Raw genomic sequence first — 16,039 nt, 5'->3', positions numbered from 1 at the left:
GACTCAGCCCTGGTGCTCGGTGCGCTCGGCCGGCGTGTAGTGACGGCCCTTGTAGGTGCCGCAGGACGGGCAGGCGATGTGCGGCTGCATGGCAGCCTTGCACTGCGGGCACGTGGTGAGCGTGGTCGCCGTCGCCTTCCAGTTCGCACGACGCGAACGGGTGTTGGAGCGCGACGTCTTCCGCTTCGGGACAGCCACGTCAGTTCCTCTTCTCTTCGGTGTTGCTCTGGTTGGTGTCGGGGGACAGCGCGCTGAGCGCGGCCCACCGGGGGTCAAGCACTTCGTGGTGGTGGTCGGGGTCGTCCGCCAGGTGGGCTCCACACTCGGAGCACAGGCCCGGACAGTCTTCCCGGCACACGGGTTGGAACGGCAGTGCAGGCACCACCGTGTCCACGAGCACGGGCTCGAGGTCGAACAGGTCGCCCTCCAGCACGTGCTCGTCGGTCTCGTCGTCGTCCGCGCCCACCTCACGGTGGTGGGCCGCGCGATCGGCGTAGGCGAACAGCTCCTGGAAGTGTCCGTCAACCTCGTGGCTGACGGGATCCAGGCACCGCACGCAGGCGCCGGTTGCCGTGGCTCGGGCCGAGCCGGTGACCAGCACGCCCTCGACGACGGACTCGAGCCGGAGCTCCAGCTCGATCGGGGACCCTTCCGGGACCGCGATGACGTCCGTGCCGAAGTCGGCAGGTGCCTCGACGGTGCGCTGGAGGCGTTCCATGGAACCGGGTCGCCGACCGAGGTCCGTGGTGTCGAAGACCAGCGGCGATCGGGGGTTCAGGTGTTCCATGGCTCCAGCAGACGTCGAGTGACTCGGACTTCACCTCGGGCGAGGACAAGACCGACGCACGAGATTACCGGAGCACGGGCCACTCCCCCAAATGCGCGGGTGTGCCCCCCACCGGGTCTGACCCCCGTCGGCGCCCTCAGGGTGTCACACGTGGAGAGCCCGCGCGGTCCAGCGCCTCGTCCAGTGCCTCGTCCAGCGCCCGGCCCAGCACCGGGGCCAGCGTCCGGACGTAGGTGGCGGTCAGGTGGTCACCGGCGCGGTGGATCGACACGTTCCCGATGGCGACCGGGCACTGCTCCACCGGGCAGATCCATGGCGTGAGGTCGACCAGTGGGGTGCTCGACGAGGCCGCCGCCGCACGTTGCGCGGGCAGGCCGCTCCCAGCCACGGCGGGACCGCGGTCGAAGGCGCAGCGGCTCAGCTCGTGCGGGTGTCGGGCGGTGCACACGTCGAGGTCGTCGGGCGAGAGCGGGCTGTCGCCCAGCACCACGACCGGCACTCCTGCGTCGCGCAGCTGTGACCACCGGGCCGCGAGGCCCGAGACCAGTGCCGCCCGGGTGGCGCGGTCGCCGTCCCAGGCCGAGTCGGCATACCCGGAGGTCAGGAGGAGGTCGGGCGGGTCCGCGCGCAACCGGTCCATGACCCGCCGGTTCCACTCGTCGCAGGCGGGGTAGGCCCGGCCCTCGTTCTGGGCGTGCCCTGCGGCCCAGGCGCAGGAGGACTTGCCGTAGGTCACGATCCGCCAGCCGCGGTCAGGTGCCAGCCGCTCCAGTGCGGGCAGCCACTGCATGGCCTTGGAGTCCCCGACCAGGGCCACGGTGGTCGTGCCGTCGGCGACACCGAACTCGCAGGCCACCGGCTCCTCGACGAGCCGGTCCACCTGGCACCGGTCGACGTCGGCGGCAGGACGGTCCTTGCCGGCGAGCTGCGGGTCGGGGGTCAGCCAGGCCCAGTCGTCGACCGCGTAGGTCGCGGGGTCGGTGCTCGGCGGTGAGGAGAGCGTCGCGGCGCCCAGGGTGTCGACCGACGGCCGGGCGCCGGCGACGGGCGTCGTGCGGAACGGCGATGCCGCGGCGACGAGCGGCAGGGCGGCGAGCGCGCCCACCGCAGACAGCGCGACCCCGAGGGCGAGCACGGGACGGGTGCGCGCGGCGAGGGCGCGACTGTGGTGGATCGGGCTCTCCAGGAACCGGTGGCTCGCCCACGCCGGCAGCAACGACACCGCGAGGACCAGCACGCGCTGGGTGGTGGTGATCCCGTCGAAGGCCCACTCGGTCAGCACCAGCGACGGCCAGTGCCAGAGGTAGATCGAGTAGGACAGGCCGCCGAGCCAGACCATCGGCGCGCTGCCGAGCACCCGGATGGGTCCGCCGGGAGCGCCCGACCAGCCGACGAGGAGCACCGCCGCGGTCCCCAGCGTCGGCACGAGGGTCCAGGGCCCGGGCGTCGTCGCGCCCTCGGGCAGCCAGGCCGCCGAGCCGAGCACGGCGGCGAGACCCACCCACCCGAGGACCGCCCATGCCACGGCGCGCGACCCGGCGCCCGCACCCCCGGGCACGTCGGTATGCCGGGTGCGCGCCTCCCTGCCTGCGCACCAGACTGCGAGCGCCGCGCCGACGCCGAGCTCCCACGCCCTCGTGGTGGTGACGAAGTAGGCGCGGTCGGGGTCGACGTGGCCGAGCCACACGGCATACCCGAAGGAGGGAACGGCGATCGCGGCGAGCAGGCCACCCACGACGCCCACCCCGGGGCGGCGACCCAGGCGCCGCAGCAACAGGGCCAGGGCGATGAGCGCGAGCGGCCAGACGACGTAGAACTGCTCCTCGACGGCGAGGGACCAGAAGTGCTGCACCGGCGAGGGAAGGCTGTCGGAGGAGAGGTAGTCGACGGCGCGGTGCGCGAACACCCAGTTCACGACGTAGAGGGCGGCACCGGCGACGTCGGTGCCGATGTCACGGCGGCGCAGGCCGGGCACGACGAACCACGCGACCAGCGCCGTCACGACGAGGACGAGGATCGCCGCCGGGAGCAGGCGACGGATGCGACGGCCGACGAACCGGGTCCAGCTGATCGTGCCGGTGTTGACCAGCTCGCGCACGAGGATGCCGGTGATGAGGAACCCGGAGATGACGAAGAAGACGTCGACGCCGAGGAAGCCGTTCGGGAGCGGCAGGTCTGCGTGGTAGAGCACCACCAGCAGGACGGCGACAGCGCGCAGCCCTTCGATGTCGGGCCGGAAGCGGGGCGTCCGGGGGTCCGTCGAGGTCAGGTCACCGCTCCTGGAGGCGCGCCAGCAGCGCGTCCCGCACGCGATCGCTGACCAGCCCCGAGATGTCGCCACCGTGGGCCGCGACCTCCTTGACCAGCGAGCTCGAGATGTGTTCGAGGCTCGGGTCGCCGGGCAGGAAGACGGTCTCGATCCCGGTGAGGTGACGGTTCATCAGGGCCATCGGGAGCTCGTAGGCGAAGTCCGTGCCGCCACGCAGCCCCTTGACGATCGCGCTCGCCCCGACCTCGCGCGCGACGTCGACCAGCAGCCGACCGGCGAACAGCTGGACGCGGACGTTCGGGAGGTCACCACACGAGTCGACGATGAGCTCGCGCCGCTCGTCGGGGGTGAAGGTGCCCCGCTTGGCCGGGTTGTGCAGCACCGCCACGACAACCTCGTCATAGAGGGCCGCGGCCCTCCGGATGACGTCGGCGTGTCCGAGGGTCACCGGGTCGTACGAACCAGGACACACACAGCCGCGGACCCCCGACTGCACGGGCCCGGACGGCGTGGTCTCAGCGCTGGTCACACGGGCACGCTAGCAGCGCCGGCGGCCTCGTCGGACTGCGTCGCCGCCTACTCGTCCTCCTCCTCGTCGGCGGGCAGGAGGCCTTCCTTGTGGGCCCGGGCCACGATCTTGCGGACGTTCGCGATCGACCCGGCACCCTCGTCCAGCAGCTCGTTGCGGCGGGCCGCCCACGCGACGCCGAGGTCCTGGCGGACCTTCTCCGACACGTCCTCACGAGCCGGGTTGAGGATCGTCTGCTCCTCCTCACCGATGTGGTGGTTGAGGGCCTTGGCGAGCTCCTCGACGGCGTCGTCGAACTTCTGGGTGTCGGTGCCCTTGCACTCGAGGAGCGCGAGCAGCGCCTCGTTGCCCTCGGCGTGCTCCTCCTCGCCGTGCTCGGCCTCGTGGGCGGTGATGGCGCGCTTGCTCTTCAGCTGCGTGTAGACCTTCTCCTCCTCGGCCTCGCCGTGGGCGATGAGCACGTTGGACAGCGTCTCGCGGGCGGTCTCCCGGTCGGCCGTGGCGTCGCGGAGGTCTCGCAGGAGGGCCTCGAACAGGCGGTGGTCGTCGAGGATCAGCTCGACGACGTCGCCGTCGATGGGTCGGGGGATCTCATAGTGCGTCATGCCCATACCCTCTCCCACCTGTGTCGACGCCACACCCCGGGGCTGGGCGGGGCGGCCGGTCCCACCCATCGGACACCCGTTTTGGCCTCCGTGCGGTGCGTGCGACACGGTGGAGGGGTCCTGACCTCCAGAGCCTGACTCAATCGGCCTGACTCAATCGGAACGCGAAGGAGAGCCACATGCTCACCATGACCGAGAACGCCAGCACGATCGTCAAGACCCTCGTCGACCAGAACCTCAGCACCGAGGACGCTGGTCTGCGGTTCAGCCAGGAGGGCGTCGACTCCGGCGGCCTGACCGTCACCACCGCCGAGCAGGCGCTGCCCGGCGACGCCGTCGTCGAGCAGGACGGCGCGAAGGTCTACCTCGACGAGACCGCCGCCGTGGCCCTGGGTGACCAGGTGCTCGACGCCGCGGTCGACGAGACGGGCGGGGTGCAGTTCAGCCTCCTGCCCTCCTCCCCCGCGGTCTGACCGACCCCGGAGCACTGACAGAGCCCGACCGCCGTGCGGTCGGGCTCTGTCATGCCACGACGTCGGGCAGGCGCGGCCCCGCGAACCAGATCTTGGTCTCCCCGTAGCGGCGTTCGCCCTCACGCTGCAGGTTCTCGGGCCACGCCGGCTCCGGTGAGCGGGCCGATCGCTCGACGACCACCAGCGCGTCGGGCGCGAGCCAGCCACCGGTCGTGAGGGCCGTGAGGTCTTCGGTGAGCGCCTCCTCGCTGAGGTCGTAGGGCGGATCGAGGAAGACGAGCGTCTGCGGCTGGGGTGGCGGCGTCGCCAGGACGCGCTGCACGGTGGCGTGCCGAACCGTCGCCGCCGGTAGGCCGAGGGTGTCGGCATTCTGCCGGGCCACCTTGGCGGCCGCCTTGTCCGACTCCACCAGCAACACCGACACCGCACCGCGGCTGGCCGCTTCGAGGCCGAGGGCGCCCGAACCGGCATACAGGTCAACGACTCTCGCCCCCATGAGCACCTCGAGGTGCTCGAGCCGCGAGAACAGCGCCTCGCGCACCCGGTCACTCGTGGGTCGGGTGCCTGCCCCGCTCGGGGTGGCGAGCCGCATGCCTCCGGCCCGGCCGCTGATGATGCGCGTCACGGCGGCAAGGTAGCAGCGTGGCCGCGACTCAGGGCGCGTGCACCGTCGGGTCGTCGCGGAGCACGTCGAGCAGCAGCGCGATGACCGCGTCCGGGCGCTCGAGGGCCGGCAGGTGGCCGGCCCAGCCGAGCTCGACGGTCTCGGCTCCCGGGATCTGCTCGCCCAACAGCTCGGCCACCGTCCTGAAGTGGTCGAGGTCGTGGGCGCCCGAGACCACGACGGTGGGTACGGCGATCGTCGTGGGATCCACCTCGACCCGGCGCGGCTGCGGCCCCGGGTCTGCCTCGTCGGCCGCGATCTGGACGTCGAACGCAGGCCGCTGCATCAGGGTCAGCAGGCCGCGTGCCGCGCCATCGCCCTCAGGGCCCAGGAAGGTGTCGACGTTCAGCGCCACCGCGCCGTCGACGTCACCGGCCTCGAGCAGGCGGTCCTCCTCGGCCCCGAACGCCTTCAGTCGCTCGGTCGGCTCCAGCCCCCGGTAGGCGGGGCACAGCAGCACCAGGGAGGACACCCTGGCCGGGTGCAGTGCGGTCAGCTCCATCGCCACGCGCCCGCCGAACGACGACCCCACGACGGCAGCGTCCGTCACGCCGAGGGAGTCGAGCAGGGCGTCCACGTCGTCCGCGTCCGCGTACGGCCCGGGCGGCTGCGGGGTCTGGCCGAAGCCCCTGAGGTCGGGGCGGATGACCCGGAACGAGTGGGCCAGTGCCGGAGTGACGGCGTCCCACATCCTGCGGTCGGCAACCCCTGCGTGGAGCAGCACCACGGCGGGGCCGGCACCTTCGTCGTCATGGGAGAGCAGCATCCTCCGAGCGTAGGGCGCTGGACGGTGGGTGCGCCCCTCCTTATCGCTCGGTCGTCGGCCGGCTCAGCCTCGGTCGAGGAACGCCGCCTGCTCGGCGTCGACCCGCTCGGCCACGGCCCGCGCCAGCTCGGGGTGCTCCGCGAGCTCGGGATCGGCAGCGACCAGCTCGGCAGCGTCCTCCCTGGCCTGCAGGATCACCTCCTCGTCACGCACGAGCGACAGGAACCGGAAGCTCCCCCGACCCATCGCGCGGCCGGACCGGCCGCCCCCGCTCTGCCGCCCGCTGAGGACGTCACCGGTGCCACGCAGCTCGAGGTCGAGACGAGCGAGCTCGAACCCGTCGTTGGTGGCCGCGACCGCCTCGAGGCGCTCGACGGATGCCTCCGTCTCCGACGACGTCATCAGCAGGCAGAGCCCCGGGTGGACACCACGACCGACGCGTCCCCGCAGCTGGTGGAGCTGCGAGACGCCGAACCGGTCGGCGTCCATGACGACCATGACCGTGGCGTTGGGGACGTCGACCCCCACCTCGATGACGGTCGTCGAGACCAGGACGTCGATGCGCCCGGCGGTGAACGCGCTCATCACCGCGTCCTTGTCCTCCGGGGGCATGCGACCGTGCAGGACCGCGATCGAGAGTCCCTCGAGGGCTGGGTTCGCGCGCAGGGACGCCTCCACGGCATACACGCTCGCCATCTCTCGGGGCGGCGCCGGCCGCTCGCGGTCGCCGTCCTCGTCGCCGTCCTCGTCGGCCGGGGCGAAGACGTCGCTGATCTCCTCCTCGTCGGGCGAGGTGGCGCCGCTGGCAGCCACCGAGTCGGCACCGTCGCCGATCCGGGGACACACGACGTAGGCCTGCCGACCCGAGCGCACCTCCTCCGCGACCCGCTCCCAGGTGCGCTGCACCCACGCGTCGCGGTCGGCGGGCACGACGTGCGTCGCGATGGGCGACCGGCCCCGCGGGAGCTCGGCGAGGGTGGAGGTCTCCATGTCGCCGAAGACCGTCATGGTGACGGTGCGCGGGATCGGTGTGGCTGTCATGACCAGCACGTGAGGCGGCTGGGATCCCTTCTCCCGTAAAGCATCTCGCTGCTCCACCCCGAACCTGTGCTGCTCGTCGACCACCACGAGGGCGAGGTCCTGGAACTGCACCTTCTCCTGGATCAGGGCGTGCGTCCCGATGACGATGCCGGCATCGCCACTGGCTGCCTGCAGGAGGTTCTCGCGCCGCGCTGCCGTGGCCTGGCTGCCGGTGAGCAGAGCGACCCGGGTGCCGATGTCGCTGCCGCCGAGGAGGCCACCCTCAGCCAGGTCGCCCAGCATCGTGGTGATCGAGCGGTGGTGTTGCGCCGCAAGGACTTCCGTGGGGGCGAGCAGCGCCGCCTGGCCGCCGGCATCCACCGCCGCGAGCATGGCCCGCAGGGCGATGATGGTCTTGCCGGAGCCGACCTCGCCCTGCAGCAGCCGGTTCATGGGCACATCCCGGGCGAGCTCCTCGGCGAGCGTGGCACCGACCGCCTTCTGCCCGTCGGTCAGCTCGAACGGCAGCCGCTCGTCGAACGCCGCGAGCAGGCCGCCCGCCCGCGGGGTGCGCGCCACGGTGCGGTCAGCGGCCTGCCGGGCGCGTCGCTGGGCGAGGAGGGTCTGGAAGACCAGCGCCTCCTCGTAGCGCAACCGCTGCCGCGCGCGCTGCACCTCGGGGTAGGCCTTGGGGACGTGGATGCCGCGCAGCGCCTCGAGCCGCCCGGGAAGCCCGTGCCGCCCGCGCAGGTTCGCGGGAAGGGGCTCGGGCACCTCCTCGAGGTGGTCGAAGACGATCCGCACGCACTCGGCCACGGTCCAGTTCTGCAGGCCCTTGACCTGGAGGTAGACAGGGATGGGCCCACGGTCGGTCGCGGCGCCGCCCAGGTCACCTTCCACCGGCTGGTAGGCGGGGTGGGTCAGCTGCCACCGACCCCGGTACATGCCGACCTCGCCCGCGAACACCGCACGAACCCCCGGGAGGAGGACGTCCTTGTGTCCCCAAGCCTTGAAGAACGCCAGGTCGACCTCGTTGCGGCCGTCGGTGATGGTCACGTTGAGCATCTCGCCGCGGCGCTTCTGCATGCGTCGCGTGACCGCGGTCTTGACCTCGGCAACTGCCACGACGTACTTCCCGACGTGCAGGTCGGACAGGTCGGAGGTGTGCTCGAGGTAGCGACGCGGCCAGAACTCCAGCAGGTCGCCGACCGTCACGAGGTCGCGGTGCTTCGCGAGGTTGCCCGCGGTCCGCACCCCGAGCAGCTTGTCCAGCTTGGTGCGCTCGTCGACCACGCCTACTCGACCCCGAGCAGCAGTGGGTAGTGCGGCTGTCCGCCGTCGATGACGCTGACCTCGACGTCGCGGTGGCCCCGCTCGATCCGCGCCCCGAGCCCCTCGGCCAGGCCCTCCGGCGCGTCCGCACCACCGATCACGGTGACGAGCTCGCCACCGCTGCTCAGGAGCCGCGCCACCACCTCGACGGCGACCTCCTCGAGGTCGGACCCCACGATCACGACGTCACCGGCGACGGCGCCCAGCACGTCGCCCGGCTCGCAGGGACCAGCGCTGGTGAGGGCCTGCTTGCTGGCCACGGCGACCGCGCCGTGGCGGGTGGCCGCGGCGGCATGCGACATCTGCGCGGCGTTGCGGGAGGCGGAGGCCGTGGCGTCAAAGACGGCGAGCGCCGCCAGGCCCTGCACCGCCGTCCGTGAGCGCACCACGTGCAGGGTGATGCCCTCCTGCTCGGCGGCGCTCGCCGCCGCCTCGGCCGCCATCACCGTGTCGCCGTCGTTGGGGAGGACGACCACCTCGAGGGCGTGCGCGGCCCGGGCCGCATCGAGGAGCTGGCCCGCCGACGCGCGTCGACCGGGACCGCTGGACACGACGACCGCGCCCGCCTCCTCGAACAGCTCGGCCAGCCCCGGCCCTGCCGCGCAGGCGACGACCGCCACGTTCGCCGCGGGTGCCACGCGACCGACCTGGTCGTCGAAGTGGGTGACCCGCACCCGGTAGGGACGGCCGGCCTCGATCCCCGCCTCGACGGCCGCACCCACGTCGTCGACGTGGACGTGGACGTTCCAGAGGTCCGGTCCGCCCACCACGAGCAACGAGTCGCCGAGCCCGTCGAGGGTCGCGGTGAGGGTGGCCACCCGCTCCTCGTCGCTGTCCCGCAACAGGTACATCACCTCGTAGGCGGGCCCGTCGAGGACGAGGTCGCCCTCGCCGGTGGCCGCTCCCCCGGCAGCGCCGGTCGGCTCGACCACACCGCCGACCCGGCTCCAGTCCTCACGACGGCGCATCGAGTCGTCGGCGAACACCTCCATGCGCTCACCCACGTGGGTGCCGTCCTGGTGCACCACCCTCGCGAGCGCCTCGAGGAGCAGGAGGTAGCCGGCCGCGCCGGCGTCGACGACACCGGCGCGCTGGAGCGCCGGGAGCTGGGCGGTGGTGGCGCGCAGCGCCTCCGTCGCGGCGTCGAGGGCGTCCTCGGCCACCGCCACCAGGCCGCGGTCGACGGCCGCCGCCCCCGCGGACGCCGCCGCCCGGGCCACCGTCAGGATCGTGCCCTCGGCGGGGCGGGTGACGCTCGCATAGGCCCGCTTGCTGGCCCGTTCGAGGCCGTCGGCGATCGTGACGGCCCCTGCGTGCTCCTGGCCCGACTCGGCGATCGCCTCCGCGAACCCGCGCACGAGCTGGCTGAGGATGACCCCGGAGTTGCCCCGGGCGGTCAGCAGCAGTGACCGGGCCAGCGCGGAGCACTCCTGCTCGAGGGTGGCCGCCCCGAGGATGCCGGCCTTCTCGTGCTCGGTGCGGACCGAGTCGAGGGCGGCGTCGAGACTGAGGTAGAGGTTGGTGCCGGTGTCACCGTCTGGCACGGGGAAGACGTTGAGCGCGTCGATCTCGGCCCGGCGTGCGGCGAACGCCGCGCGGGTGAGCACAGCCCATCGCCTCGCGTCCACGGCTGTGAGGGCTTCGAGCACGGTGGCAGGCTAGCCGCAGACGCCGCCACCGGCCCCGTTTTGGCCGTTGCGCCACACCTCGGCTACGCTTGACCGGTTCCCGTGGACCTCTGCATCGCTGGCCTGTGCCCGCGCGAGGAGACACCAGGGACCACCCCATTCTTGTACCAATCGATTTCAGGAGAACACCCGTGGCTGCCAACTGCGACGTCTGCGGCAAGGGACCGGGCTTCGGTCACAACATTTCGCACTCGCACCGCCGCACCAAGCGTCGCTGGAACCCCAACATCCAGCGCGTCAAGGCGCTGGTGGGCGACGCGGGAGTGACCCCGAAGCGTCTCAACGTCTGCACCTCGTGCCTCAAGGCCGGCAAGGTCAAGCGCTGACCCTGCCCCCGCGGCATACCGAAACGAGCCGATCTCCCCAGCGGGAGGTCGGCTTCTTTCATCCCTGCGCCCGGAAGCACCGATTTCCTGCTACGCCCGGCAATGACATTTCCTGCTACGCCCGCCAATGACATTTCCTGCTACGCCCGGAAGTGATCCCACCCGCGCGGCTGCTGCACGGCCCCGTCGAGGGTGACGCCCTCGCCGGCCTCCACGAGGCCGATGGTGCGCCAGCCGTCGGGCACGTCGTCGGGGAACGTCGCCAGCAGGCTGTGCTCCTCACCGCCGGCGAGCACGCAGTCCCAGGCGGCGTCGCCGACGACGGGCACCAGCGCCGCGTGGTCGTCGAGGAGACCGGTCGGTGACAGGGAGAGACGCACCCCGCTCGCCTCGGCGATGCGGTGGCCGTCGCGCAGCAGCCCGTCGGACAGGTCGATCATCGAGCTGGCGCCGGCCCGGGCTGCTTCGGGTCCGGCCGTGAGCGGCGCCCCGGGACGCAGGTGGTGGGCCAGGCACGAGCGATGTATGCCGTCTGCGGCAGCCTGAGGGTCGGCGCCACCCTGGAGCAACGCCAGCCCGGCCGCCGAGCGGCCGAGGGTGCCGTTGACCGCCACCGCGTGGCCGGGGCGAGCGCCACTGCGCAGGACCGGCTGACGGCCGCCGAGGTCGCCCAGCGCAGTCACCGACACCATCAGCACGCCCGGGGGTGCGGACGACAGGTCGCCGCCGGCGACGACGACTGCTGCTGCGGAGGCCCGCTCCCCCAGGACGCGCGCGAACTCCACCGCCCACGCCAGCGAGGTGGTGGGCTCGGCCAACAGTGACACCAGGATCGCGGTCGAGGTCGCGCCCATGGCGGCGATGTCGGCGAGGTTCTGCGTGAGCAGCTTGGTCGCCACGTCGCCCGCGGTCGACCACTCGTCGAGCCAGTCACGGCCTCGCACCATCGAGTCGGTCGTGGCCACCGTGACCGGGCCGGTGCGCAGGACCGCGGCGTCGTCACCCGGTCCGACCGACAACACCGCCGAGGAAGCGAAGAAGGGGAAGATCTCGCGCAGGAGCTCGGACTCGGAGACGTCGGCCAGGGTGCGGTCGGCTGTGACCATGACTTGACCTCCTCGTGACGGGTCGGGGGAGACGGGCGGGACACGGGCACGGTAGCGTCTGGCGTGGCCGAGGTGCGCCCCGGCCGTGCGGTTCTCCGGGATCGAGGTCCCTGCAGTGCAGCAACCGTTCGTCAGGCAACATCCGTTCTGCTCAACAGACTGAACCCCTCGAACAGGCTCAACCCCTGAACAGGCTCAACCCCTGAACGGGCTCAACCCTTGAACAGACTGAATCCCAGAACAGACTGATCCCAGAACAGACTGATCCCAGAACAGAAAGTGTGAGGTGCCACGTGGTGGTCCAGGCCTACATCCTGATCCAGACCGAAGTCGGCAAGGCGGCGTCCGTTGCCGAGGCCATTGCCGGGATTGCCGGTGTGGTCCTGGCTGAGGACGTCACTGGTCCCTACGACGTGATCGCCCGCGTCGAGGCCAACACCGTCGACGAGCTGGGCAAGCTCGTCATCGCCAAGATCCAGGACGTGCCGGGCATCACCCGCACCCTGACCTGCACCGTCGTCCACGTCTGAGCGTTCGACCGACGTGTGCCACGGCGCCCGCCTGATGGCAGCGCGCCCACTGCGCACCACGACCACCGGCCTCCTCGTCCTCGGGGTGGCCGGTGGTCTGCTTTCGGCGTGCTCCAGCCTGGTGGAGATCCAGCCGCCGCAACACGCCGCGGCGTGCGAGCCCGCCACCGCACAGTGGCCGGACAAGGTCGGCAGGCAGGAGCAGCGGGGTGTCGACCCGAACGGCGGCGTCAAGGACGACGCCGCTGCCTGGGGTGACCCGGCGATCATCGCCACCTGTGGCTGGCCCGCGCTCGGCCCCACTGACCAGGAGTGCCTCGACGTCGACGGCATCTACTGGGTCGTGGAGTCGCTGAGCGACGGGGTGCGGTTCACGACCTACGGACGCGAGCCCGCGATCGAGGTCCTGGTCCCCCATGCCTATGCGCCGGAGCCGCTGGTGCTCCCCGCCTTCGGCCCCGCCGCGAAGGCGTTGCCCACCAACGGCCGCAAGTGCGACTGAGCCCAGCCGAAGCTGCCCGCCCGGGAGGCCACTGGGGTCGGCCCAGCGGCGTCTCGGGCGGACAGCCTGTTGACCTGGCTCAGACCAGGGCGGCGCACTGACCGAGGGCCTTGTGGCCGACGACGTTGACGCTGCCGGGGACGAACCCTCCGGACACCCCTGGCGTCAGCCCCATGCAGGTGAGGTTCCGGCCCACGTTGTTGCGCACGATGTAGACGCCCGGTGCCCCCGGGTGCTCGTCGAGCACCGCGATGTCGGTGAGCGTCGCGTTGCCGCCGATCCTGTTGAACAGCACTCCGAGCCACTCGGTGGTCTGCCCGCTCACCGTCAGGTTGCGGCCGATCGTGTTGTTCTTGATCGACCAGGGAATGTCCGAGCCGCCGCCCGAGAGCGTGACGTTGCCCATGACCGTGATGCCGTTGAGGAGGGCTGCGGCCGCATCGGTGACGGTGACGTTGCCGTTCACCGTGATGGTGGAGTGGCCCTCGGGTTGGATGGCGCACTCGTGTGCCGAGTTGCCGGTGAGCGAGGGCGGTTGACAGCCCAGCCCCACGATCGAGCCGGCTGCGCCGGTGACGTTGTGTCCCACCGTGATCGTCGACGGCGCACTCTGAGCATCGAGCATCGCACCGGCAGCGACGTCCACGTTGCCGACGACCCTGATCACAGCGCCAGCCGGCACGGAGCACATGCCCGTGACCGTCACGCTCGCGTACGTCCCCGACGGGATGTCGCCACCGGCACACGTGTACGCCATCGACCCTGGTGCTGACCCGGCTGCCATCGCCGGGCCCGTCGAGAGCGCGAGCGCCGCCGCAACGGCGAGAGACCCCAGGATCCTGAGACGAGCAACTTTCCCCATGAGCACTGCCCTTCTGTCGTGGTCCGAGTGCGGACCGGCCCGCTCCGGTCTATACCGCGTGCGCCGGAGGGTCATCGGCCCAAAGGACGACATCGGCACCGGTTGACGCGCCAGCGGAGACAACCCGGACGAGTTGCGACGGGTCGAGGCAGGCGAGGGTCAGTCAGCCTTCGGGACCGGCAGCAAGTCCCGAAGCCCAGGCTCCCGGCGGGCGTCCTTCGTCAAGGCGGAACCGATCGCGCTGCCACGAGGCGTCGTTCCTGACCAGCACGACCGCCAGGACGACGGCGGTGGCCGCCGCGACGACGAGGAGAAGGGTCCGCGTGAGCGCGCCCGGAACCCTCGCTGCCCCGCCCCGCCGCACCGTCAGCTGCACCGCCGGGAGGATACGACCCAACAGGTGCAGACCGGTGACGACGCACCAGACCGCGAACACGCCTTGGTGCACCGTGACCCAGCTGATGCCGAAGCCGAGGGCGAAGACGCGCTGACGGCCGCTCTCCTCGCCCAGCAGGATGAGCAGGACGCCGGAGGCCAGCAGCCCGAGGGTCGACGCCACGACCAAGGGGCCGAGCCAGCGCATCACGGTCGGCGGCGGCCCAGCGACCCGGTACGGCTCGCGACCCGTGTAGTAGCCGAGGACGCGCCACCCCGTGGCGGCCGTCTTCAGCAGGGCGGGTGGCACCAGCAGGGCGCCGATGGCCACGTGCCAGGAGATGAGTCCTCGCACGTCGAACAGGGTCAGCAGCTCCCCCACGAACAGCACGAGGAGGACCAGCCCGGTCCAGGCGGTCAGGACGGCGTTGCCGGCAGGCCCGCCGGTCGGCGCGAGCACCGGGTCGACGCGGTCGCCCTTGCCCGTGGCCTCGACCACGAACCCGTCGAGCAGGTCACGCCCGATGTCCCTCGCGGTCCGCACCTGCCCAACATAGCCGTGCCGAGCGCGCCGCAGCTGCGAACCGGCAGCACAGCGTCACGGGTGACCAGCGCGGTGGCCGTCACCTGGTCGTCGGCACCCCCGTACCGGTTCGACGGCGTTCAGCTCATCGATGACATCGAGGGGATCGGGTCGTGCATGGGAACGGTGAGCCCGGGGAGCGCATCCGGGGCGACGAGCACCAGCACCCCCAACACGAGGAGGACGATGGCCGTTCCGTAGGTGGCTGTACGGCGCCACGGCAGGATCTTCTCGACCGCGATGAAGCCCGCTACGACTGCCATCCAGACCAGGCTCATGACTCCCAGCGCGAAGAGTGACGCCATCAGGGCCCAGCAGCACCCGACGCACCAGGCGCCGTTCTTGGCACCCATCCGCAGCGCGCCCGACCATCCGTCGCGCCAGGACCCGAGAAGCGTGCCGAGTGGACTCCGGCACTTGCCGAGGCAGACGTTCTTGAGCGGGGTCAGCTCGTAACCGGCCGCCAGGACCAGCACAGCCCCGGCGATGGGCCGCCCGGCGTGGTCCCACGCCAGCTTCCCACCAGCCACGTGGCTTGCCGCTGATCCGACCAGGAAGGCGATGGCGCCGGCACCAGCCCACGTCAGCAGGTATCCGGCGGTGAAGACCAGCGGCATCAGCCGTGACGTGCGGTTCATCCGCGCGTAGAGAGCGATCGTCGGAGCGACCGACGGGAACATCATCGCGGCCATCATGACGACCCAGACGCCGAGGAACCAGCCGAACGAGCCGAGGGTGGTCCAGGGGCCGTCGTCCATGCCGCGCATGAGCTCGACGGTCCACCACCAGGCGGCTGCGGCGAGGGCGAAGAGCAGCACGACCAGGCCCCATTGCGCGCGGCTGGCCACGAGCGCGGGACGGATGCCCCCGCGGGCCGACGGAGCCGCGGCCCTGATGTCGGTCATGGCCTCAGGCGGTCCAGGCGAAGTCGGACTTCGACAGGCCCGTCTTCCCTTCGTACTCGATGCCGAAGGCGCTGATCTTCGACCGCTTCGCCTCGGCCATGGTCAGGTCGGAACCCACTGGGTGGAACATCCCTGAGAACCGCACCGGCTCACCGGACTCCACGCCGAACGGGACGATGTCCGCGATCTCGAAGTCGATGGCATCGCCGATGCGGACGCTGTGCCGCAGACCGTCGTCCTCGACATCGATCGTCGCGCGCTCCACCCCCAGCATCTCGCCGATCAGCGGCGCGAGTCCTGCCATCGGGCCACCCAGCTGCCCACTGAAGACCTGCGCCAGCTGGTCGAACTGCGCGTCGGTCGCGCCGTCGTCGACGAACACCCCGACCCGCCAGTTGCCCTCGGTCATGACCTTGGGTGTGTCCGCGATCAACGCGATCTTGCACCCCGCGACGTCGGTGCCGTCGACGGCACCTTGGCGGATGTTGAACACGAGCGTCACACGACAGAAGTCGTAGGTGGCTCCGTGATCCAGAGACAGGTTGCACGGGCACATGAGCTCGCACGAACAGGTCTCGACATATGTTCCAGCCAAGTTCCAGGACATCGGACCTCCCTTTGCCCCTCACGAAGAGTCTCCCGCCGCATCGCGTGAGCGTCAACGGCCACGGACTTCGTTGAAGGCATTGAGTATCCAGCGTGTTGCGACCTTCCGGA

The 16,039-nt window shown here is 71.4% G+C and carries 18 protein-coding genes; 4 read left to right on the top strand and 14 right to left on the bottom strand.

From position 1 onward, the window contains the following. Positions 1-3: 3 nt before the first annotated feature. The 5 genes from rpmF to ABD262_RS03315 all read right to left on the bottom strand — a co-directional run bounded on the left by rpmF (position 4) and on the right by ABD262_RS03315 (position 4,190). Positions 4-198 carry a 50S ribosomal protein L32 gene (gene rpmF, locus ABD262_RS03335; RefSeq protein WP_056922518.1) on the bottom strand — a complete coding sequence of 65 codons (195 nt, stop codon included), beginning with the start codon at positions 196-198 and terminating at the stop codon, positions 4-6. Position 199: 1 nt separating this feature from the next. Next, a complete protein-coding gene (locus tag ABD262_RS03330) occupies positions 200-787 on the bottom strand; it encodes a YceD family protein (RefSeq protein ID WP_344131114.1) in 588 nt (195 codons plus the stop codon). A gap of 136 nt (positions 788-923) precedes the next feature. Then, positions 924-3,128, bottom strand: coding sequence for an acyltransferase family protein (locus tag ABD262_RS03325; protein ID WP_344131111.1), 2,205 nt, complete (start codon positions 3,126-3,128; stop codon positions 924-926). Then, positions 3,058-3,585, bottom strand: a complete 528-nt coding sequence (gene coaD / locus ABD262_RS03320; RefSeq protein ID WP_344131108.1) for a pantetheine-phosphate adenylyltransferase — start codon at positions 3,583-3,585, stop codon at positions 3,058-3,060. The genes ABD262_RS03325 and coaD overlap by 71 nt, the downstream gene beginning before the upstream one ends. Positions 3,586-3,632: 47 nt before the next feature. Next, positions 3,633-4,190 (bottom strand): hemerythrin domain-containing protein, encoded by a 558-nt coding sequence (locus ABD262_RS03315; RefSeq protein ID WP_344131104.1) that lies wholly within the window; start codon positions 4,188-4,190, stop codon positions 3,633-3,635. Positions 4,191-4,369: 179 nt separating this feature from the next. On the opposite strand from ABD262_RS03315, the gene ABD262_RS03310 reads away from it, so the two are divergent. Beyond that, positions 4,370-4,663, top strand: a complete 294-nt coding sequence (locus tag ABD262_RS03310) for a hypothetical protein (RefSeq protein WP_344131101.1) — start codon at positions 4,370-4,372, stop codon at positions 4,661-4,663. A 49-nt stretch (positions 4,664-4,712) separates the two neighbouring features. Here the strand turns inward: ABD262_RS03310 and rsmD are convergent, their stop codons facing one another. The 4 genes from rsmD to ABD262_RS03290 all read right to left on the bottom strand — a co-directional run bounded on the left by rsmD (position 4,713) and on the right by ABD262_RS03290 (position 10,094). Further along, positions 4,713-5,288 carry a 16S rRNA (guanine(966)-N(2))-methyltransferase RsmD gene (gene rsmD, locus ABD262_RS03305; RefSeq protein WP_344131098.1) on the bottom strand — a complete coding sequence of 192 codons (576 nt, stop codon included), beginning with the start codon at positions 5,286-5,288 and terminating at the stop codon, positions 4,713-4,715. Between the two features lie 28 nt (positions 5,289-5,316). Beyond that, complete coding sequence (locus ABD262_RS03300; RefSeq protein ID WP_344131095.1) at positions 5,317-6,093, bottom strand: alpha/beta fold hydrolase; 777 nt, start codon at positions 6,091-6,093, stop codon at positions 5,317-5,319. Between the two features lie 63 nt (positions 6,094-6,156). Beyond that, positions 6,157-8,406 (bottom strand): ATP-dependent DNA helicase RecG, encoded by a 2,250-nt coding sequence (locus tag ABD262_RS03295; RefSeq protein ID WP_344131092.1) that lies wholly within the window; start codon positions 8,404-8,406, stop codon positions 6,157-6,159. A 2-nt stretch (positions 8,407-8,408) separates the two neighbouring features. After that, positions 8,409-10,094 (bottom strand): DAK2 domain-containing protein, encoded by a 1,686-nt coding sequence (locus tag ABD262_RS03290; protein ID WP_344131089.1) that lies wholly within the window; start codon positions 10,092-10,094, stop codon positions 8,409-8,411. Positions 10,095-10,264: 170 nt separating this feature from the next. Here ABD262_RS03290 and rpmB point away from each other — a divergent pair, with 170 nt between their 5' ends. Then, positions 10,265-10,459, top strand: coding sequence for a 50S ribosomal protein L28 (gene rpmB / locus ABD262_RS03285; protein WP_056922510.1), 195 nt, complete (start codon positions 10,265-10,267; stop codon positions 10,457-10,459). Between the two features lie 140 nt (positions 10,460-10,599). On the opposite strand, the gene thiL is transcribed toward rpmB, so the two are convergent. Further along, complete coding sequence (gene thiL, locus ABD262_RS03280; protein ID WP_344131084.1) at positions 10,600-11,565, bottom strand: thiamine-phosphate kinase; 966 nt, start codon at positions 11,563-11,565, stop codon at positions 10,600-10,602. A 296-nt stretch (positions 11,566-11,861) separates the two neighbouring features. Here thiL and ABD262_RS03275 point away from each other — a divergent pair, with 296 nt between their 5' ends. Continuing rightward, positions 11,862-12,095 carry an Lrp/AsnC family transcriptional regulator gene (locus ABD262_RS03275; RefSeq protein ID WP_056884115.1) on the top strand — a complete coding sequence of 78 codons (234 nt, stop codon included), beginning with the start codon at positions 11,862-11,864 and terminating at the stop codon, positions 12,093-12,095. Positions 12,096-12,129: 34 nt separating this feature from the next. Next, a complete protein-coding gene (locus tag ABD262_RS03270; protein ID WP_344131078.1) occupies positions 12,130-12,597 on the top strand; it encodes a DUF3515 family protein in 468 nt (155 codons plus the stop codon). A 79-nt stretch (positions 12,598-12,676) separates the two neighbouring features. Here ABD262_RS03270 and ABD262_RS03265 read toward each other — a convergent pair whose 3' ends face one another. From ABD262_RS03265 to ABD262_RS03250, 4 genes are all read right to left on the bottom strand, one after another. Beyond that, the gene (locus tag ABD262_RS03265; protein ID WP_344131075.1) at positions 12,677-13,354 is read right to left on the bottom strand and encodes a hypothetical protein; all 678 of its coding nucleotides are present in this window, start codon (positions 13,352-13,354) and stop codon (positions 12,677-12,679) included. Between the two features lie 268 nt (positions 13,355-13,622). Further along, complete coding sequence (locus tag ABD262_RS03260; protein WP_344131072.1) at positions 13,623-14,378, bottom strand: hypothetical protein; 756 nt, start codon at positions 14,376-14,378, stop codon at positions 13,623-13,625. A 119-nt stretch (positions 14,379-14,497) separates the two neighbouring features. Continuing rightward, the gene (locus ABD262_RS03255) at positions 14,498-15,322 is read right to left on the bottom strand and encodes a DUF2182 domain-containing protein (protein WP_344131069.1); all 825 of its coding nucleotides are present in this window, start codon (positions 15,320-15,322) and stop codon (positions 14,498-14,500) included. A gap of 4 nt (positions 15,323-15,326) precedes the next feature. Further along, the gene (locus ABD262_RS03250) at positions 15,327-15,929 is read right to left on the bottom strand and encodes a DUF1326 domain-containing protein (protein ID WP_344131066.1); all 603 of its coding nucleotides are present in this window, start codon (positions 15,927-15,929) and stop codon (positions 15,327-15,329) included. Between the last annotated feature and the right edge of the window lie 110 nt (positions 15,930-16,039).

This window comes from Pedococcus bigeumensis (genome assembly GCF_039531795.1).
Taxonomy (GTDB): Bacteria; Actinomycetota; Actinomycetes; order Actinomycetales; family Dermatophilaceae; genus Pedococcus; species Pedococcus bigeumensis.
This window is presented reverse-complemented; position numbering and strand designations above follow the sequence as displayed.